The sequence below is a fragment of the Streptomyces sp. NPDC002328 genome (assembly GCF_042890065.1).
Lineage (GTDB): Bacteria > Actinomycetota > Actinomycetes > Streptomycetales > Streptomycetaceae > Streptomyces.
In genome coordinates this window covers 279715-302034 of the sequence record NZ_JBIARQ010000010.1, presented here as the reverse complement: position 1 = coordinate 302034, position 22320 = coordinate 279715, and the positions used below count along the sequence as shown (strand labels likewise).

16 protein-coding genes and 1 pseudogene are annotated in these 22320 nt (G+C 73.2%); 5 read left to right on the top strand and 12 right to left on the bottom strand.

Going from position 1 to position 22320, the window contains the following annotated elements; translation table 11 throughout:
* Positions 1-43: 43 nt before the first annotated feature.
* The 3 genes from ACFYX4_RS25295 to rpsO all read right to left on the bottom strand — a co-directional run bounded on the left by ACFYX4_RS25295 (position 44) and on the right by rpsO (position 4295).
* Positions 44-1423: a M16 family metallopeptidase gene (locus tag ACFYX4_RS25295; RefSeq protein WP_389337571.1), complete on the bottom strand. Its 1380-nt coding sequence runs from the start codon at positions 1421-1423 to the stop codon at positions 44-46.
* Entirely contained in the window at positions 1420-3645 is a 2226-nt protein-coding gene (locus ACFYX4_RS25290; RefSeq protein WP_389337568.1) for a polyribonucleotide nucleotidyltransferase, read from the bottom strand. The genes ACFYX4_RS25295 and ACFYX4_RS25290 overlap by 4 nt, the downstream gene beginning before the upstream one ends.
* 362 nt (positions 3646-4007) lie before the next feature.
* Positions 4008-4295: a 30S ribosomal protein S15 gene (rpsO, locus tag ACFYX4_RS25285; protein WP_389337565.1), complete on the bottom strand. Its 288-nt coding sequence runs from the start codon at positions 4293-4295 to the stop codon at positions 4008-4010.
* Between the two features lie 268 nt (positions 4296-4563).
* Here rpsO and ACFYX4_RS25280 point away from each other — a divergent pair, with 268 nt between their 5' ends.
* The 3 genes and pseudogenes from ACFYX4_RS25280 to ACFYX4_RS25270 all read left to right on the top strand — a co-directional run bounded on the left by ACFYX4_RS25280 (position 4564) and on the right by ACFYX4_RS25270 (position 9846).
* Positions 4564-4857, top strand: a complete 294-nt coding sequence (locus ACFYX4_RS25280) for a DUF397 domain-containing protein (RefSeq protein ID WP_389337562.1) — start codon at positions 4564-4566, stop codon at positions 4855-4857.
* 702 nt (positions 4858-5559) lie between these two features.
* Positions 5560-5721: pseudogene (locus tag ACFYX4_RS25275) on the top strand (SCO5717 family growth-regulating ATPase); the annotation flags it as partial.
* A 351-nt stretch (positions 5722-6072) separates the two neighbouring features.
* Positions 6073-9846, top strand: a complete 3774-nt coding sequence (locus ACFYX4_RS25270) for an AAA family ATPase (RefSeq protein WP_389337620.1) — start codon at positions 6073-6075, stop codon at positions 9844-9846.
* Positions 9847-9913: 67 nt separating this feature from the next.
* Here the strand turns inward: ACFYX4_RS25270 and ACFYX4_RS25265 are convergent, their stop codons facing one another.
* The 9 genes from ACFYX4_RS25265 to rimP all read right to left on the bottom strand — a co-directional run bounded on the left by ACFYX4_RS25265 (position 9914) and on the right by rimP (position 20963).
* On the bottom strand, positions 9914-10858 hold the full coding sequence (locus tag ACFYX4_RS25265; protein ID WP_389337559.1) for a bifunctional riboflavin kinase/FAD synthetase: 945 nt from the start codon (positions 10856-10858) through the stop codon (positions 9914-9916).
* A gap of 93 nt (positions 10859-10951) precedes the next feature.
* Positions 10952-13654 carry a trypsin-like peptidase domain-containing protein gene (locus tag ACFYX4_RS25260; RefSeq protein WP_389337556.1) on the bottom strand — a complete coding sequence of 901 codons (2703 nt, stop codon included), beginning with the start codon at positions 13652-13654 and terminating at the stop codon, positions 10952-10954.
* Positions 13655-13928: 274 nt separating this feature from the next.
* On the bottom strand, positions 13929-14834 hold the full coding sequence (truB, locus tag ACFYX4_RS25255; protein WP_389337553.1) for a tRNA pseudouridine(55) synthase TruB: 906 nt from the start codon (positions 14832-14834) through the stop codon (positions 13929-13931).
* Positions 14831-15280: a 30S ribosome-binding factor RbfA gene (gene rbfA, locus ACFYX4_RS25250; RefSeq protein ID WP_389337550.1), complete on the bottom strand. Its 450-nt coding sequence runs from the start codon at positions 15278-15280 to the stop codon at positions 14831-14833. Before rbfA ends, truB begins: the two co-directional genes overlap by 4 nt.
* 45 nt (positions 15281-15325) lie before the next feature.
* Positions 15326-15619, bottom strand: a complete 294-nt coding sequence (locus ACFYX4_RS25245) for a DUF503 domain-containing protein (RefSeq protein ID WP_385075136.1) — start codon at positions 15617-15619, stop codon at positions 15326-15328.
* Positions 15620-15804: 185 nt separating this feature from the next.
* Positions 15805-18900 carry a translation initiation factor IF-2 gene (gene infB, locus ACFYX4_RS25240; protein WP_389337546.1) on the bottom strand — a complete coding sequence of 1032 codons (3096 nt, stop codon included), beginning with the start codon at positions 18898-18900 and terminating at the stop codon, positions 15805-15807.
* A gap of 147 nt (positions 18901-19047) precedes the next feature.
* Entirely contained in the window at positions 19048-19344 is a 297-nt protein-coding gene (locus ACFYX4_RS25235) for a YlxR family protein (RefSeq protein ID WP_389337543.1), read from the bottom strand.
* 102 nt (positions 19345-19446) lie between these two features.
* Positions 19447-20433: a transcription termination factor NusA gene (gene nusA, locus ACFYX4_RS25230; RefSeq protein ID WP_389337540.1), complete on the bottom strand. Its 987-nt coding sequence runs from the start codon at positions 20431-20433 to the stop codon at positions 19447-19449.
* Between the two features lie 2 nt (positions 20434-20435).
* On the bottom strand, positions 20436-20963 hold the full coding sequence (gene rimP, locus ACFYX4_RS25225; RefSeq protein ID WP_389337537.1) for a ribosome maturation factor RimP: 528 nt from the start codon (positions 20961-20963) through the stop codon (positions 20436-20438).
* A gap of 210 nt (positions 20964-21173) precedes the next feature.
* On the opposite strand from rimP, the gene ACFYX4_RS25220 reads away from it, so the two are divergent.
* Positions 21174-21734: a hypothetical protein gene (locus tag ACFYX4_RS25220; protein WP_389337534.1), complete on the top strand. Its 561-nt coding sequence runs from the start codon at positions 21174-21176 to the stop codon at positions 21732-21734.
* A complete protein-coding gene (locus ACFYX4_RS25215) occupies positions 21731-22261 on the top strand; it encodes a ferritin-like domain-containing protein (protein ID WP_389337531.1) in 531 nt (176 codons plus the stop codon). The genes ACFYX4_RS25220 and ACFYX4_RS25215 overlap by 4 nt, the downstream gene beginning before the upstream one ends.
* Positions 22262-22320: the final 59 nt, after the last annotated feature.

The window sequence follows — 22320 nt, the reverse complement described above, 5'->3', positions numbered from 1 at the left end:
AAGATGGCTTCCGGGGATGTCCGCCGTGGACGGTGAGCGGGTGTCAGGCCACGGCCTCGTGCAGGCGGGACGCCTGCTTGTCCTTGAGCGGGCCGATGACCGACAGCGACGGGCGCTGCCCCAGGACGTCGCGGGCCACTGCGCGGACCTCGTCCGGGGTGACGGCCGCTATCCGGGTCAGCATCTCGTCGACGGACATCTGCTCGCCCCAGCACAGCTCACTCTTGCCGATGCGGTTCATGAGCGCACCGGTGTCCTCCAGGCCGAGGACGGTGGAACCCTTGAGCTGGCCGACGGCGCGGGCGATCTCGTCGTCGGACAGGCCGTTCTGGGCGACGTGGTCGAGTTCGTCGCGGCAGATCTTCAGCACGTCGTGCACCTGGCTGGGCCGGCAGCCGGCGTACACGCCGAACAGGCCGCAGTCGGCGAAACCGGAGGTGTACGAGTACACGCTGTAGGCCAGGCCGCGCTTCTCGCGGACCTCCTGGAAGAGCCGGGAGGACATGCCGCCGCCGAGGGCGGTGTTGAGCACGCCGAGCGCCCAGCGGCGGTCGTCGGTGCGGGCGAGGCCGGGCATGCCGAGGACGACGTGGGCCTGCTCGGTCTTGCGGCCGATCAGCTCCACGCGGCCCGCGGTGCGCAGGGCGCGCCGGCCGTCGCGGGGGGCGATGGGGGCGGCGTCGAGGTCGCCGAGGGCGCCGGCCTTCTCGAAGGCGGCGCGGACCTGGCGTACGACCTTGTTGTGGTCGATGTTGCCGGCGGCGGCGACCACGAGGTGGGTCGGGTCGTAGTGCTTCTTGTAGAAGCGGCGGATGCGGTCGGCGGTGAGGGCGTTGACCGTGTCGACGGTGCCGAGGACGGGACGGCCGAGCGGGTTGTCGCCGAACATCGTGTACGCGAACAGGTCGTGCACGCAGTCGCCGGGGTCGTCCTCGGTCATCGCGATCTCTTCGAGGATCGCGCCGCGCTCGACGTCGACGTCCTCCTCGCGGATCAACGAGCCGGTGAGCATGTCGCAGACGACGTCTATGGCGAGCGGCAGGTCGGCGTCGAGCACGCGCGCGTAGTAGCACGTGTACTCCTTGGCCGTGAACGCGTTCATCTCGCCGCCGACCGCGTCGACGGCGGAGGAGATGTCGAGGGCGCTGCGGCGGGAGGTGCCCTTGAAGAGCAGGTGCTCCAGGTAGTGCGTGGCGCCGTTCAGCGCGGGCGTCTCGTCGCGCGAGCCGACGTGCGCCCAGATGCCGAAGGTCGCGGAGCGGACCGAGGGGAGGGTCTCGGTGACAATGCGCAGGCCGCCCGGAAGGGTGGTCTTGCGGACCGTGCCGATGCCGTTCTCGCCCTTGATGAGGGTTTGGGTACGGGCGACGGCCCGCGCCTCCGAAGAGGTGCGGGCCGTCGCCTTGGAGCCTTGGGACGTCACTGGTCGGCGTCGTCCTTCTTGTCGTCGGAGGCTGCTTCGTCCTCGCCCTCGACCACGGGGATCAGGGAGAGCTTGCCGCGGGAGTCGATCTCGGCGATCTCGACCTGGACCTTCTGGCCCACGCCGACGACGTCCTCGACGTTCTCCACGCGCTTGCCGCCGGCGAGCTTGCGGATCTGCGAGATGTGCAGCAGTCCGTCCTTGCCCGGGAGCAGCGACACGAACGCGCCGAACGTGGTCGTCTTGACGACCGTGCCCAGGTAGCGCTCGCCGACCTCCGGCATGGTCGGGTTGGCGATGCCGTTGATCGTGGCGCGGGCGGCCTCGGCGGCCGGGCCGTCGGCGGCGCCGATGTAGATGGTGCCGTCGTCCTCGATCGTGATCTCGGCGCCGGTGTCCTCCTGGATCTGGTTGATCATCTTGCCCTTGGGGCCGATGACCTCGCCGATCTTGTCCACGGGGATCTTGACGGTGATGATCCGCGGGGCGTTCGGGGACATCTCGTCCGGCGTGTCGATCGCTTCCATCATCACGTCGAGGATGTGGAGGCGGGCGTCACGGGCCTGCTTCAGGGCCGCGGCCAGGACGGAGGCGGGGATGCCGTCCAGCTTGGTGTCGAGCTGGAGGGCGGTGACGAACTCCTTGGTGCCGGCGACCTTGAAGTCCATGTCGCCGAAGGCGTCCTCCGCACCGAGGATGTCGGTGAGGGTGACGTAGTGCGTCTCGCCCTCGATCTCCTGGGAGATCAGGCCCATGGCGATGCCGGCGACGGGGGCCTTCAGGGGCACACCGGCGTTCAGCAGCGACATGGTGGAGGCGCAGACGGAGCCCATGGACGTGGAGCCGTTGGAGCTGAGCGCCTCGGAGACCTGGCGGATCGCGTAGGGGAACTCCTCGCGCGTCGGCAGGACCGGGACGAGGGCGCGCTCGGCGAGGGCGCCGTGGCCGATCTCGCGGCGCTTCGGGGAGCCGACGCGGCCGGTCTCGCCGGTGGAGTACGGCGGGAAGTTGTAGTTGTGCATGTAGCGCTTGCGGGTCACCGGGGAGAGGGTGTCCAGCTGCTGCTCCATGCGGAGCATGTTGAGGGTGGTGACGCCCAGGATCTGGGTCTCGCCACGCTCGAACACGGCGGAGCCGTGCACGCGCGGGATGGCCTCGACCTCGGCGGCCAGGGTGCGGATGTCGGTGACACCGCGGCCGTCGATGCGCTTCTTCTCCTTGATGACGCGCTCACGGACCAGGGTCTTGGTCAGCGAGCGGTACGCGGCGGAGATCTCCTTCTCGCGGCCCTCGAACTGCGGCAGGAGCTTCTCGGCGGCGAGCGCCTTGACGCGGTCGAGCTCGCTCTCGCGCTCCTGCTTGCCCGCGATGGTCAGCGCGGAGGCGAGCTCCGGCTTGACGGCGGCGGTCAGCGCCTCCAGGACGTCGTCCTGGTAGTCGAGGAAGATCGGGAACTCGCCGGTCGGCTTGGCGGCCTTGGAGGCGAGGTCGGCCTGGGCCTTGCAGAGCACCTTGATGAAGGGCTTCGCGGCGTCCAGACCGGCGGCGACGATCTCCTCGGTGGGGGCTTCGGCGCCGCCCTTGACCAGCTGGATGGTCTTCTCGGTGGCCTCGGCCTCGACCATCATGATCGCGACGTCGCCGTCCTCCAGGACGCGGCCCGCGACGACCATGTCGAAGACGGCGTCCTCGAGCTCGGTGTGCGTCGGGAAGGCCACCCACTGACCGCTGATCAGCGCGACGCGGACGCCGCCGATCGGGCCGGAGAAGGGCAGGCCGGCCAGCTGCGTGGACGCGGACGCGGCGTTGATCGCGACGACGTCGTACAGGTGGTCGGGGTTGAGCGCCATGATCGTGGCGACGACCTGGATCTCGTTGCGCAGGCCCTTCTTGAAGGACGGGCGCAGCGGGCGGTCGATCAGGCGGCAGGTGAGGATGGCGTCCTCGGAGGGGCGGCCCTCACGGCGGAAGAAGGAGCCGGGGATCTTGCCGGCGGCGTACATCCGCTCCTCGACGTCCACCGTCAGGGGGAAGAAGTCGAGCTGGTCCTTGGGGTTCTTGGAGGCGGTGGTGGCCGACAGCACCATGGTGTCGTCGTCCAGGTACGCCACGGCGGAGCCGGCGGCCTGCTTGGCCAGGCGGCCCGTCTCGAAGCGGATGGTGCGGGTACCGAAGGCGCCGTTGTCGATGACGGCCTCGGCGTAGTGGGTCTCGTTCTCCACTAGCGTTTTCTCCGTTACTTGTCGTCTTTCGCCCCGCCCGCCCGTGTGGCGGGGGGACAGTGGCGGAGAAGCGCTCCGTCTGGTGCGGGCCGGTCTTCGATCGAAGCACCCGGGGCTCGTCGCCCGGGGGCCACTACCGAGGACCGGCGGCGGCGAGGTGCGCTCCTCCTCTTCTCTTGTGGTGTGTCGTCCGTATTGCGTTGTGCTACCACACTACAAAGCGTGAGTGACACTCCGCACGTTCCCGTCCGTACGGGTCCGTATGTACGGGTCCGCACGTGCGGGTCCGTATGCACGGGTCCGTATGTACGGCAAAGGGAGCGGCCCCCGATCGTCACGGGAACCGCTCCCTTCACGGCGTCTTACTTGGCGCCCGCCGCACCGCGGCGGATGCCGAGGCGGTCGACCAGCGCACGGAAGCGCTGGATGTCCTTCTTCGCCAGGTACTGGAGCAGGCGACGGCGCTGACCGACCAGGATCAGCAGACCCCGGCGGGAGTGGTGGTCGTGCTTGTGGGTCTTGAGGTGCTCGGTCAGGTCGGAGATCCGACGGGACAGCATGGCGACCTGGACCTCGGGGGAGCCGGTGTCGCCCTCCTTGGTACCGAACTCGGAGATGATCTGCTTCTTCACTGCGGCGTCGAGCGACACGCGTACTCCTCGATAGTCTGCGAAAGGCCGCCGAGTGCCCCCGGTCTGCATCTCGGGGGAGCTTCCGTTTACTCGGGAGGCGGGGATCCGCTGGGCGCGTCCTACGGAGCGGTGGGCTCCGGGGGCGATTGCACAAACGGCCGAAACACAGCGTACCAGCAGGCCGGGCCCGCCCTTGCCGCGGCCTGCGAATCCGGCGGACGGGGCGTGCTCTGCCACTAGGCTGGACGGTTGGATCATCCACACGTCGGGAAGGGGTCGCTTCGCCATGGCGGAGGAAGTGAACGAGGACGTCAAGGCCCGCAAGGACCGCGAGCGCGACGAGCTGTACGCGCTCGACATCTCCGGCGTCGAGTGGCACTGCGCACCGGGCACGGAGCAGCACGAGGAGCGCGTGGAGATCGCGTACCTTCCCGAGGGCGCGGTGGCGATGCGGTCGTCGCTCGACCCGGGGACGGTGCTGCGCTACACGGAGGCCGAGTGGCGTGCCTTCGTGCTGGGAGCACGCGACGGCGAATTCGACCTGGAGCCGGCACCGCACAACGGGGGGCTCGAGGCGTAGGCAGGCGCGCGGGGAGGTCTTTCGCGCGGGGAGGTGCGCGCGCGGGGGCGACGCGTGAGCACGCGCGCGCGGGGACGAAGCGCAGGCAGCACGCGCGCGTGGGCGACGAAGGCGTGCGGCGGCGGGGCGGGGAGACCGGTGAACGGACCGGGTCCCCGCCCCGCCGCCGTGTGCGTCGCTGCCGCTGCTTCGCCGCGCGGCTCTCGACGCCCAAGACGAGTCGCCGACGCGGAAGACGGGGAACTCGCGGGACCGGATCGCGCGGCCGTTGCGAGGTAGGTGATCAGGGGGCAGCGCCCGACTGTGCCGGGCCGTGGGCGGGCGTGTTGGGGGGTGCGGGAGTCGCCAGGATCCTTACGGGGAACGGCGGTTGAGTAATCCATCGTGACCGTTTCTCTTCACCTCCTGTCCAAGTTGTTCACGGATGTCTCCGGGAACCTTCACCGATACGGAAGCGTCGTACGGCACTTCGGGTCGGGCCGTGACGTGTCGGGCGGACGCTGAGGGGTGGACGGGCCTGCCGGGGCGGGGCCGCTGGTGATTAGGCTGGGAACGGGCGCGCCACCAGAACCCGTGGACAGGTGACCGGCGTCCCAGGGGGAGAGCCGGTGGCCGTACGACCCGCAGCGCGGGCGTGCACCGCTCGGACTGCCCCGGCTTCGAACGACTTAGGACGACGAGAACTGGTCGCCCCGGCACGGCATGAGGGTGCTCGACCACACACCAGGAGGAACTGTGAGCAGCGATCGGGACGGGAACCGCGGGGGCTGGGCCACACCCGGCGATGACCAGCCCGACGCGGAGTCCGCCGTCGAGACGACGGGCGAGTTCACCATCGACTACGCGCCGCCGGCGTGGTACACGCAGAACGCGGCCGGGGGGTCGGGGACGGCTGGTGGGCCGGGCTCCGGTGGGGGCTCCGGGGCGGGTGCGGCTGCTCCGGGCGGGCCCGGGGGTGGGTTCCCCGCCGACGGTCCGATTCCCGGGCTGGCTCCGCCGGCCCACGCGAACGTCGAACCCGGAGCGCCGTTCACCCCTCCGCTGCCTCCGGCGCCGCCTGCGCCGCCCGCTCCCGGGGCGCCCTTCACTCCGCCGGCTCCCCCTGCTCCCCCTGCTCCCCCTGCTCCCTCGGCTCCTGCGGCTCCTGTGGCGGGGCCCGGGGTGCCGTTCACTCCGCCTGCACCGCCCGCGCCGCCCGTGAGCGGTCCGGCGGCCGTGCCCAACCTGCCTGCGGGCAGCGGGTTCGAGCCGCAGGGGGCGCAGTACGGGACGCCGGACGTGCCCGGGAACGGGGACCTGGAGAGCGGTGCCACGATGCGCTTCTCGGCGGTCGCTCTCCAGCGGGAGATCGCCGAGCACGCGGCGGCTGCGGCGCGGGCCGACGCCGAAGCGGCGGCGGGGGCGCAGCCCGTGGGGTCCGGTACTCCCGAGGCGGAGCCGGACGCCGGCTCGACTGACGTGCCTGAAGCGGCGGTTGTGGGGGCTCAGCCGGGTGAGGTTGTGCCCCCGGCCGACGATGCCCAGGCTGCCGTGGCCGAGCCGTCTGCGCAGGCGGCGGAGGCCGAGGAGACCGGCGTGACCGAGCCGGTTCAGGACGCCGTGGCCGCGGCGGACGAGGAGCACGAGGCGACCGCCGTCGCGGAAGACGCCGTTCCGCATGACGACGCCCCCGCAGACGCGGAGCACACGGGCGACACGCCTGGCACCGAGCCGCAGGACGCCGTCCCCGCTCCGGAGGCCCTGCCCACCGAGCCGTCGGACAACGCCCCCACGAACACTGCCGCGCCGCAGGACGAGGTGCCGGCGGACGCCGACGAGCCGCAGGACGAGGTGCCGGCGACTGCGGACGTGGCTGCGCCGCAGGACAACGTGCCCGCGGACGTGGCTGCGCCGCAGGACACCGCGCCGACGAACGCAGTCGAGCCGCAGGCCATCGCGCCCGCCGACGGAACCGTGCCGCAGGACAACGTGCCCGCAGCCGCGCCTGAGAACGCCGCGCCCACCGACACCCCGGAGCCGCAGGACGCCGCCCCGGCGAGCGCCGTCGGGCCGCAGGACGAGGTGCCCGCGAACGCAGGCGCGCCGCAGGACGAGGTGCCCGCGGGCCTAGACGCGGGCCCTGACGCCGTCGCCGCCGCGCAGGACGCTCCGTCCGCCTGGACTCCCCCGCCGGCCCCGCAGGGCGGGGTGCCGCCGCTGCCCCCGTCCTACCAGCCCGCCGCGCCGACCCCGGCCGCCCAGTGGCCCGCACAGCCGCCGCAGGCGGACCCGGCGGCTGCCGCACCGGCTCAGCAGCCGCCCGCGCCCCAGGCCTGGAACCCGCCGCCCGCCCCGGCGGCTCCGCAGGCCGGTTACGGCTTCCCTCAGCCCCCCGCTCCCCAGCAGGCGGGGCCCGCAGCCGCGCCCGACCCGCAACAGGGCTACGGCTTCCCGCAGCCTCCCGCTCCGACGGCAGCCCAGCCGGCCGCCGCACCCGCGCCCAACTCCCAGCCCGCATACGGCTTCCCGCAGCCCTCCGCTCCCGCGGCAGCACAACAGCCCCCGGCAGCACAGCCGGACGCCGTGCCCGCGCCGAACCCCCAGGCTGGGTACGGCTTCCCGCAGCCGCCGGCTCCGGCGGCAGCACAACAGCCCCCGACAGCACAGCCGGACGCCGCACCCGCGCCCAACTTCCAGCCTGGGTACGGATTCCCGCAGCCGCCCGCTCCCGCTGCCGCCCCGGCAGCACAACAGCCGCCCGCTCCCGCACCGGCGGACCAGCAGCAGGTACCGGCCCCGCAGTCGGACGCCGCGCCCGCGCCTCAGCCGGGCTATGGCTTCCCGCCGCCCACCGGCACGCCGTTGCCGCAGCCGGACTCTGCGCCCGCGCCCAACCCCCAGCCGGGTTACGGCTTCCCGCAGCCCCCCGCGGCCAACGCCCCTGCCGGCTACGGCTTCCCGCAGCCCGGTCCCACCCCCGCCGCTCCCCCGGCCGCGCCCAACGCCCAGCCGGGCACGGTCACTTCGGCTCCCCAGCCCTCGAGCGGCCCCGCCCCCCAGGGCGGTTACGGCTTCCCGCAGCAGCAGCCCGCCGGTGCCCCGGCACCCAACCCCCAGCCCGGCTACGGCTTCCCCCTGCCCGACCCCGCCCCTGCCGCACCCCCGGCTGCCCCCAACGCCCAGCCGAACCCGGTCGCTTCGGCCCCCCAGCCCGCCGCCGGCTACGGCTTCCCGCAGCCCGCCCCCGCCCCGGCTGCCCCCAACCCCCAGCCGGACACGGCCCCTTCGGCCCCCCAGCCCCCCGCCGGCTACGGCTTCCCGCAGCCGCCCACCGGCACCCCCGTGCCCAACCCCCAGCCCGGCTACGGCTTCCCCCAGCCCCCGGCCCCGCAAGCCCCCCAGCCGCACCCCGGCGTTCCGCAGCAGGCCGACGGACAACCCCCCGTGGGCCCGCCCCAGGGCTTCGCCGCCCCCGCGCCCGCCCCTCACCCGGCGCAGGCCCCGCACACCCCGCACACCCCGCAGGCCCCCTACACCCCCGAAGCGCCCCAGGCACCTCAGGCACCCCAGGCCCAGGCACCCTACGCACCGCAGGCGCCCCACACCCCGGACGCGCCGCAGGCTCCCGTCGACCCCCGGGCCGGGGCCGCCTGGCCGCAGCCTGTTCAGCATGATCAGCGGCAGATGGTCAACCCCGGTGCCGCGCCGCTGGGTTACACCGCGGCGGTGGAGCTGTCGTCCGACCGGCTGCTCAACAACAAGAAGCAGAAGGCGAAGAGCGGGCGGCCCGCCGCCGCGTCCTCGCGGTTCAAGATCGGGGGGAAGAAGGAGGAGGCCGAGCGGCAGCGGAAGCTGGAGCTGATCCGGACGCCGGTGCTGTCCTGCTACCGCATCGCCGTCATCAGCCTCAAGGGCGGCGTGGGCAAGACCACGACCACCACCGCGCTCGGCTCGACCCTCGCCAGCGAGCGGCAGGACAAGATCCTCGCCATCGACGCCAACCCGGACGCCGGCACGCTCGGCCGCCGGGTGCGGCGCGAGACCGGGGCCACCATCCGTGACCTGGTCCAGGCGATCCCGTACCTCAACTCGTACATGGATATCCGGCGGTTCACCTCCCAGGCCGCCTCCGGCCTGGAGATCATCGCCAACGACGTCGACCCGGCGGTGTCCACGACCTTCAACGACGAGGACTACCGGCGCGCCATCGACGTGCTCGGCAAGCAGTACCCGGTCATCCTCACCGACTCCGGCACGGGTCTGCTCTACAGCGCCATGCGCGGGGTGCTGGACCTCGCCGACCAGCTGATCATCATCTCGACGCCGTCCGTCGACGGCGCGAGCAGCGCCAGCACGACGCTGGACTGGCTGTCCGCGCACGGGTACGCCGAGCTCGTCTCGCGTTCCATCACCGTCATCTCGGGCGTGCGCGAGACCGGCAAGATGATCAAGGTCGAGGATATCGTCGCGCACTTCGAGACCCGGTGCCGCGGCGTGATCGTCGTCCCCTTCGACGAGCACCTGTCCGCCGGCGCCGAGGTCGACCTCGACATGATGCGGCCGAAGGTGCGGGAGGCGTACTTCAACCTCGCGGCGATGGTCGCGGAGGACTTCGTCCGGCACCAGCAGTTGCAGGGCCTGTGGACCAGCGACGGCAACCCGCCGCCGGTCGCCGCCCCGCCCATGCCGGGCCAGCAGATGCCGGGCCAGCCCATGCCGGGCCAGCCGGTCCAAGGGCAGCAGCCGGTCCCCGGTCAGCCCTACCCGCAGCAGCCCCAGCAGCCCCAGCCTCAGCACCCCCAACAGCCCCAGTACCCCCAGCAGCCGTACCCGCCGCAGCCCGGCCAGCAGTACGCCGCCCCGCAGGAGCCGCAGCCCTATCCCCCGCAGGGCCAGCCGTACCCCCCGCAGGGGCAGCAGCAGCCCTACCCGGGTCAGCAGCCCTACCCTCAGCAGCCCCAGCAGCCCCAGCAGCCCCAGCCCGGGTACCCCCCGCCGCCGCAGCAGTGACGTGACGACGAAGGGCGGCCGGTGTCCGAAGACGCCGGCCGCCCTTCGCGTGCTCGCGCGCGTACGGCTACTCCGCCGCCACCAGCTCCCGGCAGCGCTTCACGTCCTGCGCCATCTGCTCCAGCAGCCCTTCCAGGGACTCGAACTTCGCCTGGCCTCGGACGAAGGCCAGGAAGTCGACGGCGACGTGCAGCCCGTACAGGTCCAGGCCCACGCGGTCGATGGCGTACGCCTCCACCGTGCGCTCGGTGCCGTCGAACTGCGGGTTGGTGCCGACGGAGATCGCGGCCGGCATCGCCTCGCCGGCCGCGTGCAGCCAGCCGGCGTAGACGCCGTCGGCGGGGATCGCGGTATGGGGCAGCGTCTCGACGTTGGCGGTGGGGAAGCCCAGCTCGCGTCCGCGTTGGGCGCCGCGGACGACCACGCCCTCGACGCGGTGCGGGCGGCCGAGGATCTCGCCGGCGCCGCCCAGGTCGCCCTCGGCGACCAGGCGCCGGGTCAGGGTGGAGGAGAACGGCTCCCCGCCGCCCGCCTCGCCGGTCACGTACAGGTCGACGACCTCGACCTCGAAGTCGTAGATCTTGCCCTGCTCGGTCAGGAACTCGACGTTGCCCGCCGCCTTGTGGCCGAAGCGGAAGTTGGGGCCCTCGACGACCGCCCGCGCGTGCAGCTTGTCGACCAGCACCTTGACGACGAAGTCGGCGGGCGACAGCTTCGAGAACTCGGTCGTGAACGGGAGGATCAGCACCGCGTCCACGCCCAGCTCGGCCATCAGCTCGGCCCGGCGGTGGTGCGGGGCGAGCAGCGGCGGGTGGCTGCCGGGACGGACGACCTCGCTGGGGTGCGGGTCGAAGGTGACGACCACGGAGGGCACGCCCAGTTCACGGGCGCGGTCCACGGCGTGCCGGATGATCAGCTGGTGGCCGCGGTGCACCCCGTCGTACGAACCGATGGTGACGACGCTGCGCCCCCAGTCCTGGGGGATGTCCTCCAAGCCACGCCAGCGCTGCACTGTGACCGCTCCTCGAACCCGTGTCCGTGTCGTACTTCGGTTGCTTCGTACTGGTGTTCAGTCGACCGCTCGCGCAGCCACCCTTACGCAGCTCTAAGAGTGCCATGCCGGGTGCCCCCGGCCCGCATCGGCATGGGTGCTGTGACTCGGCCCACGCAGTGCGAGGGTCGCGTGCCGCAGGAGTTCGAGGTCGGCGGCGGTGCGGACATGGGGTGCGACGCGCGGGGCGTACGCCGTGGCGGCGATCTGCCGGGCGGGGCGTTCGTCGTGCGCCCAGCGGTCCACGGCCCGGCACAGCGCGGAGGGTTCCTCCTCGGCGAGGACGGTGAGGAGTTCGTCGGCGCGCGGGTGGGCGCGGTCGACGAGGAGTTCGGTGAGGTCGTCCGGGGCCGCGTGCCGGTGGGTGTGCAGCAGCGCCTGGGCGGCGGTCGCGACGGTGGCGTGCGGGGTGGCGGGCAGCGGGCGCTCGTCGTCGAACCAGAGGGCGAGCTGCGGCTGTACGGCGAGGGGGTCGGCGGCGAGGAGGCGGGCGACGGCGTCGAGGTAGCGGGGCGCGTCGGCGGCGTGCGGGGCCGCGTCGGCGGGGAGCAGCCGGCGCAGGAGGTCCAGGCGGGTGTCCAGGGGGAGCGGCAGCGCGGTCCAGAAGTCGGGGGCGAACTCCGCGGTCCGCGGCTCCGGCCGGTTCCGCCGCTCCGCGACCAGGTCGGCCAGCGGGTGCAGGACGCCGATGTACGGCGTGGCGTCCGGGACGCGCGGCAGCGTCTCGGCGAGCAGGCGCGCGGCCCACCACGAGTCGGGGTCGGCCTGGAGAGCGGCCGTCAACTCGCCCAGTTTCTCCGCGAGTCGGCGCGGTCCCTGCTGGCGGGCGAGGAGCAGCAGGGCCTGGACGACGGGTCCGACGCGATGGTGCGGGACGGGCAGCGGGCGGGCGCTCGCGGGGGCGCGGCGGCGGTGGACGAGGACGCGCAGGGCCTCGTCGAGGTCGAGATGGGCGCCCTGGATCCAGTCGGCGAGCTCCTCGTGGGCGAAGCGGTAGCCGGCGCCCGCCGGCACGAGGAGGCCCTCGGCGAGGACGGCGGACGCCCAGCCGGTGCCGCCGCCGAGCCGGACGGGCGCGGGCCCCCACGGGAACACCGCCTCGAACGAGGCGCGGTCCAGCTCGCCCTGGCCCGGTCCGAGGCTGCGCCGGGCGGCCTCGTGGACCTGTCCGGCCACCTTCGCCGCGAGCCGTCGTACGGCGGTGCCGCGCAGGCCGTTCTCGGCGGCCAGCCGGACGGCGACGCGCAGGCACATCAGGTCCAGGTGGGCGGCGAGGACGTCGTCGCGGTCGACGGGGACACCCGGGGCGTCGGGGAGGGCGGCGCGGACCTCGGCGTAGAGGCGCAGGGTGAGGGGGTGGCGGGCGTCGGCGGCGGCGAGGGCGGCGTCCGGGACGCCGTGCCGGGCGCGGGCCTCGCGGGCCTCGGCCGGGGTGAAGTCGCCGAGGAGGACGCACGGCGGCAGCGCGGGTGCCGTACGGCCGTAGAGCAGCTCGGCGGGGAACCAGGCCCCGGCCTGCTCCCAGTACTCCGCCCGGCACGCCACCACGAGCCGCACCCCCGTCTCCCTGAGCCACCGCGCCGTCCCGTCGGCCCACGCGCGCAGCTGGTCCGCCGGCGCCGGGGGCATCTCCTCGGGACCGTCGAGGAGCAGCAGCAGCGGGCGTCCGGCGGCGCGGGCGAGGTGGGCGATCCGCTCCGGAGACGACTCGCCGAGGTCCCCGAGGGCGGGTCGGGACGTCGCATCGGGTCGGGACGCCGTCAGGATGCGGGCCGCGCGGGTCAGCGCGCGCCGGGCCGCGTCCGCGATCGAGTCGTCCGTCTCCCGCAGGTCGGCGCCGCGCAGCCACAGGGTGGGCGCGGGGCGCGGGTCCTGGGCGCGGCGGGCGGCGAGCGCCGCGAGTTCCGTCGTACGGCCGCTGCCCGGGGCGCCGACGAGGGCGAGGACGGCGGCCGGGCCGGCGGTGAAATCGGCGAACTCCCTTGCTGTCACGGCGCGTTCGACCGGAGCGACCGGCATGTGGGCGGCGGGCCCGGCCGGGCCGGCGGAGCCGACCGAGGTGGCCGTCAGCTCCAGCACGCCCGCCGCGTTGAGGTCGGCGCCGTAGGCCGGGACCGTCGCCGCGTTACGGGCGAGCAGGTCGGCGAGGGGACCGTCGGCCGGCCCGGGGCGCAGCGGGACGGCGAAGCCGGCGTCGCGGTGCCCGGAGCGCAGGGCGGTGCCCAGGACGGCGACGACGGCCCCGGTCGCGGCGTCGAGCACCGGGCCGCCGGCCGCGCCCCCGCCGAGCCGCAGCGCGTCCCGGCCCGCCGTGCCGATCGCCAACTCCAGTGCGCCGTCGAGGAGATGGGAGCCGTCCGGGGCGGTGTACGTCACGGAGGCCGCGGCCAGCACCCGCGCCTCCCGCCAGCAGCCGGCGACCAGCCGGACGTAGGTGCCGGGCTCGACGCGGTCGCGGACGGTGAGCGGCAGCGGCTCGGCGTCGAGGCCCTCGGTGCGGACCAGCGCGAGGTCGAGTTCCGGCAACGGGGTCACCGCGTCGGCGCTCACCACGCATCGGCGGCCGTCGGCGGCGTCCACGACGAGACGGGTCAGTCCGTCGACGGCTTCGTGACTGGTGACGACCGTGCCGTGGTGGTCGGCGAGGAATCCGGTCCCGCGCGTGCGGCCGGCGAGGTCGCCGACGCGGACGAGGGCGCCGGCGGCGGCCCCCCATGTGCGGTGGCCGTCGTCGGGTCGCGGGCCCCGTCCCGCCATCGTCGTACCTCCGCGCCCGTCCGCTCAGCTGCCGTCGGCCGTGTGCCGCACTGCTCCGCTGTTCGACGGTAGGGGCGGGAAGATCAGCGGGACCAGCTCGCGAGGTGAACGCGCCCCCTTGCGCTCCCCGGCTTCACTCCGAGCGCCTGCCGGACGGGTGAATGAATGCGGGCCGTCGGACACACGCTAGGGGTGGGGGAACCGAGGGGGACCGTGGAGCGGCGGCGCAGCAAGGCCCCGTGTTCGCCGCTCCACGGGCAGACCGGCCGGGGCCTCAGCCGAAGACGGCCAGGCTCTTGGCCTTGCCCTTCTGCTCCTCCACGAGCGCCAGGAAGCGGCCCTCGGGGTCGTAGACGGCCACGGCGCCGACACCGGCGTACGTCTCGGGCATCTCCAGCCGGACGCCGTTGATGAGCAGCCGGGCCCGCTTGGCGTCCACGTCCCAGCGGGGGAACGCGGCCCCGGCGGCCTCCGCGATCGGCATCACGGTCAGCTCCTCCTGGAGCTGGTCCAGGGTGCGGGCCGAGTCCAGCCGGTACGGACCGACGCGGGTGCGGCGCAGGGCGGTGAGGTGGCCGCCGACGCCGAGGTCGGCGCCCAGGTCGCGGGCGAGGGCGCGGATGTAGGTGCCGGAGGAGCAGACCACCGAGACGACCAGGTCCACGACGGGGGTGCCGTCGTCGGCGACGGCCTGACGGACGTCGTACACCGTGAAGGAGGAGATGGTCACCGGCCGGGCGGGGATCTCGAATTCCTCGCCCTCGCGCGCCCGCTTGTACGAGCGCACCCCGTCGATCTTGATGGCGCTGACCTTGGACGGGACCTGCATGATGTCGCCGCGCAGCTTGCCGACGGCGGTGTCGACGGCGTCCCGGGTGACCTGGGAGGCGTCGGCGGAGGAGGTGATCTCCCCCTCGGCGTCGTCCGTCAGGGTGTTCTGGCCCAGCCGGACGGTCCCGAGGTACTCCTTCTCGGTGAGGGCGAGGTGCCCGAGGAGCTTGGTCGCCTTCTCCAGGCCGAGGACGAGGACGCCCGTGGCCATCGGGTCGAGCGTGCCGGCGTGGCCGACGCGGCGGGTCCTGGCGATCCCCCGCATCTTGGCCACGACGTCGTGCGAAGTGAAGCCCGACGGCTTGTCGACGATGACGAGGCCGTCGGGCGCGGTGTGCTTCCGGTTCATTCGGCGGCGTCGTCCGTCTCGTCGTCATCCGGCTTGCGGTACGGGTCGGCGCCGGCGGCGTACGCGGCGCCCGCGGACGCCTCGCGCACCTTCTCGTCGGACTGGCGCGCCTTGTCGAGGAGGTCCTCGATGGTGCGCGCGTTGTCCGGGAGGGCGTCGGCGACGAAGGACAGCGTCGGCGTGAACTTCACGCCCGCCGCGCGGCCGACCTCGGAGCGCAGGATGCCCTTGGCGCTCTCCAGTCCGGCGGCCGCGGCGGCCCGCTCCTCGTCGTCCCCGTACACGGTGTAGAAGACGGTCGCCTCCCTGAGGTCACCCGTGACGCGGGTGTCCGTGATGGTGACGTGGGAACCGAGCCGCGGGTCCTTGATCCCGCGCTGGAGCTTCTGGGCCACCACCTCTCGGATGAGGTCTGCCAGCCTCTTGGCGCGCGCGTTGTCGGCCACTGGTCCGTCTCCCGTTCTTTTTCTTCTCTTGCGTTCTCTGGTCGGTCAGTCGTCTTCGCCGTGGAAGCGGCGTCTGACCGACAGCAGCTCCACTTCGGGGCGTCCGGCGACCAGCCGTTCACACCGGTCCAGTACGTCGGTCAGGTGCTCCGCGTCACCGGACACCATGGCCAGGCCGATGACCGCCCGGCGGTGCAGGTCCTGGTGGTCCACCTCGGCCGCGCTCACCGCGTACTTGCGCTGGAGCTCGGCGACGATCGGGCGGACGACGGAGCGCTTCTCCTTCAGCGACCGGACGTCGCCGAGGAGCAGGTCGAAGGACAGAGTCCCCACGTACATGTGTACAACCGGTTCACCCGCCGGTACGGGATCGATGGCCCTGCCCTCCACGGAGCAGGGGCATCACGAACGGTACAACGATACCGGCGGCGGCTCGACGGGGTTTTCCCCGTCCCGCCGCCGTCCGGACGCCGCACCGGCCGACGGGGAGGACTCCCCGTCGGCCGGTGCGAACCGTGGGTGCCTTACACCCGCGGCTTCTCCCGCATCTCGTACGTCGCGATGACGTCGTCGATCTTGATGTCGTTGAAGTTGCCGAGGTTGATACCGCCCTCGAACCCTTCGCGGATCTCGGTGACGTCGTCCTTGAAGCGACGCAGGCCCTCGATGTTGAGGCTCTCCGCGATGACCTTGCCGTCACGGATGAGTCGGGCCTTGGTGTTGCGCTTGACCTCGCCCGAGCGGATGAGGACACCGGCGATGTTGCCGAGCTTGGACGACTTGAAGACCTCGCGGATCTCCGCCGTACCGAGCTCGTGCTCCTCGTACTCCGGCTTCAGCATGCCCTTCAGGGCCGCCTCGATCTCCTCGATCGCCTGGTAGATGACCGAGTAGTAGCGGACGTCCACGCCCTCGCGCTCGGCCATCTGCTGCGCACGGCCGGCCGCGCGCACGTTGAAGCCGATCACGATGGCGTCCGAGCCCATCGCCAGGTCGATGTCGGACTCCGTGACCGCACCGACGCCGCGGTGCAGGACGCGGATGTCGACCTCTTCGCCGACGTCCAGCTGGAGCAGCGAGGACTCGAGAGCCTCCACTGAACCGGAAGCGTCACCCTTGATGATCAGGTTCAGCTGCTGGACCTCGCCGGCCTTCAGGGCGGCGTCCAGGTTCTCCAGGGAGAACCTGCGCGTGCGCTTGGCGAAGGCGGCGTTCCGCTCGCGGGCGGCACGCTTCTCGGCGATCTGGCGGGCGGTGCGGTCCTCGTCGACGACGAGGAAGTTGTCGCCCGCGCCCGGGACGTTGGTCAGGCCCAGGACCTGGACCGGCGTCGACGGGCCGGCCTCGGCCACGTTGTTGCCGTTGTCGTCGAGCATGGCGCGCACTCGGCCGTAGGCGTCGCCCACGACCATCGTGTCGCCGACCCGCAGGGTGCCTCGCTGCACGAGGACCGTCGCCACGGCGCCGCGGCCGCGGTCGAGACGGGACTCGATCGAGATGCCCTGCGCGTCCTGGACCGGGTTGGCCCGCAGGTCGAGCGAGGCGTCGGCCGTGAGGATCACGGCCTCGAGCAGCGAGTCGATGTGCAGACCCTGCTTGGCGGAGATGTCGACGAACATGGTGTCGCCGCCGTACTCCTCGGCCACCAGGCCGTACTCGGTCAGCTGACCGCGCACCTTGGTCGGGTCCGCGCCCTCGACGTCGATCTTGTTGACCGCGACGACGATCGGGACCTCGGCCGCCTTGGCGTGGTTGAGCGCCTCGACCGTCTGCGGCATGACGCCGTCGTTGGCCGCGACGACCAGGATCGCGATGTCCGTCGACCGGGCACCACGGGCACGCATGGCGGTGAACGCCTCGTGACCCGGGGTGTCGATGAAGGTGATCGCGCGGTCCTCTTCGTTGACCTGGGTCGAGACCTGGTAGGCACCGATGTGCTGGGTGATGCCGCCGGCCTCGCCCGCGATGACGTTCGTCTTGCGGATGGCGTCGAGCAGTCGGGTCTTTCCGTGGTCGACGTGACCCATGACGGTGACGACCGGCGGGCGGACCACCAGGTCCTCCTCGTCGCCCTCGTCCTCGCCGAACTCGATGTCGAAGGACTCGAGCAGCTCGCGGTCCTCCTCCTCCGGGCTGACGATCTGAACCTGGTAGTTCATCTCGCCGGCGAGGAGCTGGAGGGTCTCGTCGGAGACGGACTGGGTCGCGGTGACCATCTCGCCGAGGTTCATCATGACCGCGACGAGCGACGCCGGGTTGGCGTTGATCTTCTCCGCGAAGTCGGTGAGCGACGCACCGCGCGACAGGCGAATGGTCTCGCCGTTGCCGCGAGGCAGCATCACGCCGCCGACCGACGGGGCCTGCATGGCCTCGTACTCCTGGCGCCTCTGCCGCTTCGACTTGCGACCGCGACGCGCGGGACCGCCGGGACGGCCGAAGGCGCCCTGCGTGCCACCACGGCCACCGGGACCGCCCGGACGACCGCCGAAGCCGGGACGGCCGCCACCGCCACCGCCCGGACCGCCGGGACGACCGGCGAAGCCGCCGCCACCGCCGCCGGGACCGCCGGGACGACCGGCGAAGCCGCCGCCACCGCCGCCGCCGGGACGACCGGCGAAGCCGCCGCCGCCCGGACGACCGCCGCCGCCACCGGGACGACCGCCGCCGCCGGGACCGCGACCGCCGGGACCGCCGCCACCGGGACGGGGGCCGGCAGCCGGACGCTGCGGCATCATGCCGGGGTTCGGACGCGGGCCGCCGGGACGGGGACCGCCGGCGCCGCCCTGCGGACGCGGCATGCCGGCCGGGGACGGGCGGGGACCGCCGGGAGCCTGCGGACGAGGACCGCCGCCCTGGGCGCCGGGCGCCTGCGGACGGGGGCCCGCGCCGGGAGCGCCGCCGGGACGGGGACCGCCGGGGCCGCCCTGCGGACGGGGGGCCTGCGGACGGGCCATGCCGGCGTTGCCGCCGGAGGTGAAGGGGTTGTTGCCCGGACGGGGACCGGCCGGACGGGCGCCGGGACGCGGCGCGCCGCCACCGGGACGCTGACCCTGCGCGGCGGCCGGGCGCTGAGCCTGACCACCCTGCTGGCCCTGACCGGGGGCGGGACGACCGCCGGGCTTGGGAGCGCCGGGGCGCGGACCCTGACCCTGGCCCTGGCCGGCCGGCTTCTGCGGAGCCGGGGCCGACGGCGGAGCGGTGAACTCCGGGGCGGCCGGGGCCGGACGCGGCGCGGGCCGCGGGCCCGGACGCGGGCCGGAACCGGAAGACGCCGGCGCGGGGGCCGACGGGGTCGACGAGGCAGCCGGGGCCGCGGGGGCCTGGGGCGGCTGAGCCGTCGGGGGCTTGGGGGCGGCCGGCCGAGGTGCGGCCGGGCCCGGACGGGCCGCCTGCGCCGGGGAGGGCGCCGCGGGCCTGGGGGCAGCCTTGCGCGGGGCGGGCTTGGCGGACTTGCCGCTGCCACCGCCCTGGAAGGCGTCGGTCAGTTTGCGTACAACGGGCGCCTCGATCGTCGAGGACGCCGAACGGACGAATTCACCGAGCTCTTGGAGCTTGGCCATGACGACCTTGCTCTCCACGCCGAACTCCTTGGCGAGTTCGTATACCCGGACCTTAGCCACTTCGCTCCTTTTAGGTCCGGGTTGCGGCCGGACCGTCGCTACTTCATGGGCGTACTCATCGCGTGCTCATCGAGTGCTCATCGCAATCTCGACCTACTTCCAACTCGCGGGGTACCTGGGCCGCGCGGGGGTTCCACGCAACGCTTCTTACGGTGTTGCCTGATCGGCAACTGTCGTCTGCTCGACGTACCGGCGCAACGCCTTTGTGTCGAGCGCTCCCGGGGCACGCAACGCCCGCGTGAACGCCCGGCGGCGTACCGCCTGGTCGAGACAGACCGGGGCGGGATGCACGTACGCACCCCGGCCGGGCAGCGTACCGCGAGGATCGGGGACGCAGGCGTCCTCTCTCGCCACGATGCGCAGCAGCTCCGTCTTGGCCGTTCGCTCCCTACACCCCACACAGGTGCGTTCAGGGCGTGAGCGGGCGTGCGTCCGGCCAGACACAGTTAAGTCTACCTCCCCGCGGCCACCTCACCCCTTCGGGGCAGGACTCGAACAGTTGCCGCGCGTATATCTGACGTGATCTGAGCGTGCTGAGGCGTGGATCTATTCCCCGGGCTGCTCGGTGTCGGGCCGGATGTCGATCCGCCAGCCGGTCAGCCGGGCGGCGAGCCGGGCGTTCTGCCCTTCCTTGCCGATCGCCAGCGACAGCTGGTAGTCCGGGACCGTCACGCGCGCGGAGCGGGCCGCCATGTCGACGACCTCCACCTTGGACACCCGGGCGGGTGACAGCGCGTTCGCCACCATCTCGGCCGGGTCGTCCGACCAGTCGACGATGTCGATCTTCTCACCGTTGAGTTCGCCCATGACGTTGCGCACCCGGCCGCCCATGGGGCCGATGCAGGCGCCCTTGGCGTTCAGGCCCGAACGGGTGGAACGGACGGCGATCTTCGTACGGTGACCGGCCTCACGTGCGATGGCGGCGATCTCGACGGACCCGTCGGCGATCTCCGGCACCTCCAGCGCGAACAGCTTCTTCACCAGATTGGGGTGCGTCCGCGAGAGGGTCACGGACGGGCCGCGCACGCCCTTCGCCACCCGGACGACGTACGACCTGAGACGCATGCCGTGCTGGTAGGTCTCGCCGGGGACCTGCTCCTGCACCGGCAGGATGGCCTCCAGCTTGCCGATGTCCACGAGGACGTTCTTCGGGTCGCGGCCCTGCTGGACCACACCGGTGACGATGTCGCCCTCACGGCCGGCGTACTCGCCGAGCGTCGCGTCGTCCTCGGCGTCGCGCAGGCGCTGGAGGATCACCTGCTTGGCCGTCGTCGCGGCGATCCGGCCGAAACCGGACGGCGTGTCGTCGAACTCGCGGGGCTCCTGCCCCTCCTCCAGGTCCTCGGGGTCCTCCTTCGCCCACACGGTCACGTGACCGGTCTCCCGGTTGAGCTCCACGCGCGCGTGACGGCGGCTTCCCTCGGTGCGGTGGTAGGCGATGAGGAGGGCCGACTCGATCGCCTCGACCAGCAGGTCGAAGGAGATCTCCTTCTCCCGAACCAAGCCCCGCAGGGCACTCATGTCGATGTCCACGGCTACGCCTCCTCCTCTTCCTTCATGTCCTGCGCGCCCTGCGCGTCCTGCTTGTCCTTGCGGTTGAACTCGACCTGCACGCGCGCCTTGTCGACGTCCGCGAACGCGAGTCTGCGGGTGGTGGCCTTGCGGCCCTTCACTCCGGGAACCTCCACGTCGAGACCCTCGTCGTCCACGGCGAGGATCCGGGCGACGAGTTCGCCGTCCTCGCGCAGCTGGAACCTCACCAGGCGGTCCGTGGCGCGGACGTAGTGGCGGTGCTCGGTGAGGGAGCGCTCCGCGCCCGGGGTGCCGACCTCGAGGGTGTACTCGCCCTCGCCCATCGCGTCGGTCTCGTCGAGCTTCGCCGAGAGCGCGCGGCTCACATCGGCGATCCGGTCCAGGTCCGCTCCGGTGTCGGAGTCGACGACGACGCGCAGCACTCGCTTGCGTCCGACGGAGTCCACGGCGATCTCTTCGAGATCCAGGCCCTGGGAGGTGACGAGGGGTTCCAGCAGTTCTCGCAGCCTCTCGCTCTGGGTCGTGCTCATCCGGGTGACTCCTCGGCCGCGTGTGCTGTTGTGGGTTGGGTCGCGTGTCTGATCAAAGGGTATCGGGTCGCGGAGGGTGTTGCCGTCCACCGGACGGTGCCGGTGAGTGGTGGGGGGCGGGTGCGCGGGTACGGTGATCACGGGTGTGCCGCGCGTGAGCGGGCCCTGATCGGTGTTCCCTTTCGTACGAGTTCCCCGAGGACGTCTGCCGTGCCGTTCCCTCCACCGCCGCGCACCCTCTCCGGGCCGCGCAGAAGAACCCTGCTCGCCTCCGCCGCCGGGGCGGCCCTGCTGATCGGCTGCTCGGGGTCCGGGGACTCCGGCGAGGAGGGCTCGGAGGGCGATCCGTCGGTCGCGGAGCGGGCACGCGCGCGTGCGGCCCGGGACAGCGCGGGGCTGGCGGCGCGGTACGACGCCGTCCTCGCCGCGCATCCTTCGCTGGCGGAGCGGCTGACGCCGCTGCGGGCGGAGACGGTACGGCACACGGAGGCGTTCGGGGGCGTGGCGGGGACGCCGGGTGCGACGCCGTCTGGGTCTGGGTCTGGGTCTGGGTCGCCTACGGCATCCGCTTCCGGGGCGGCGGCTCCCGGTCCGTCGGTGCCCGTGAACGAGAAGGACGCACTCACCGAACTGGCCACCGCCGAGCGGACGCTCGCCGACCGCCGGGTCGCGGCGCTGACGGACCTGCCGGGCGAACTGGCCCGGCTGCTGGCCTCGGTGGCGGCGTCCGGGGCGGCGCACGCCTACATCCTGACGGAGGGCGCGCGATGAGCGACACGAAGGGCGCGAAGGGCGCGAAGGCCGAGGAGACGACGGCGCTCCAGGCCGCGCTGGCCGCCGAGCACGCGGCGGTGTACGGGTACGGCGTCGTCGGCGGGCGGATCGGCGAGGCGCGGCGCGCGGAGGCCCGGGCGGCGTACGACGCGCACCGGGCGCGCCGGGACGCGCTGGCGCGCGAGGTGCGGGATCTGGGTGGCGAGCCGGTGGCGGCGAGCGCCGCGTACGCCCTGCCGTTCGCGGTGCCGGACTCCGCGGCGGCGGTCCGGCTCGCCGCCGAGCTGGAGGAACGGGTCGCCGGCGTCTACTCGGACCTGGTGCGGGCGGCCGGGGGCGCGCGACGCCGGGAGGCCGCCGGGGTGCTGCGGGAGGCGGCGGTGCGGGCGGTGCGCTGGCGCGGCGGCAGCGTAGCCTTCCCTGGTCTCGCTGAGCGGGCCGGCTCGGCCGCGGATCCGGCCGTCACCGGCGCGGGCGCCGCGGCCACGGAGGCGGGCTCGTCCACACCGGCGCCGACGGGGTAGGCGGAAGGCGCCCGGAGAAACCGGGTGCGGCGCTGGAGCACAGACTGACGACCACGACC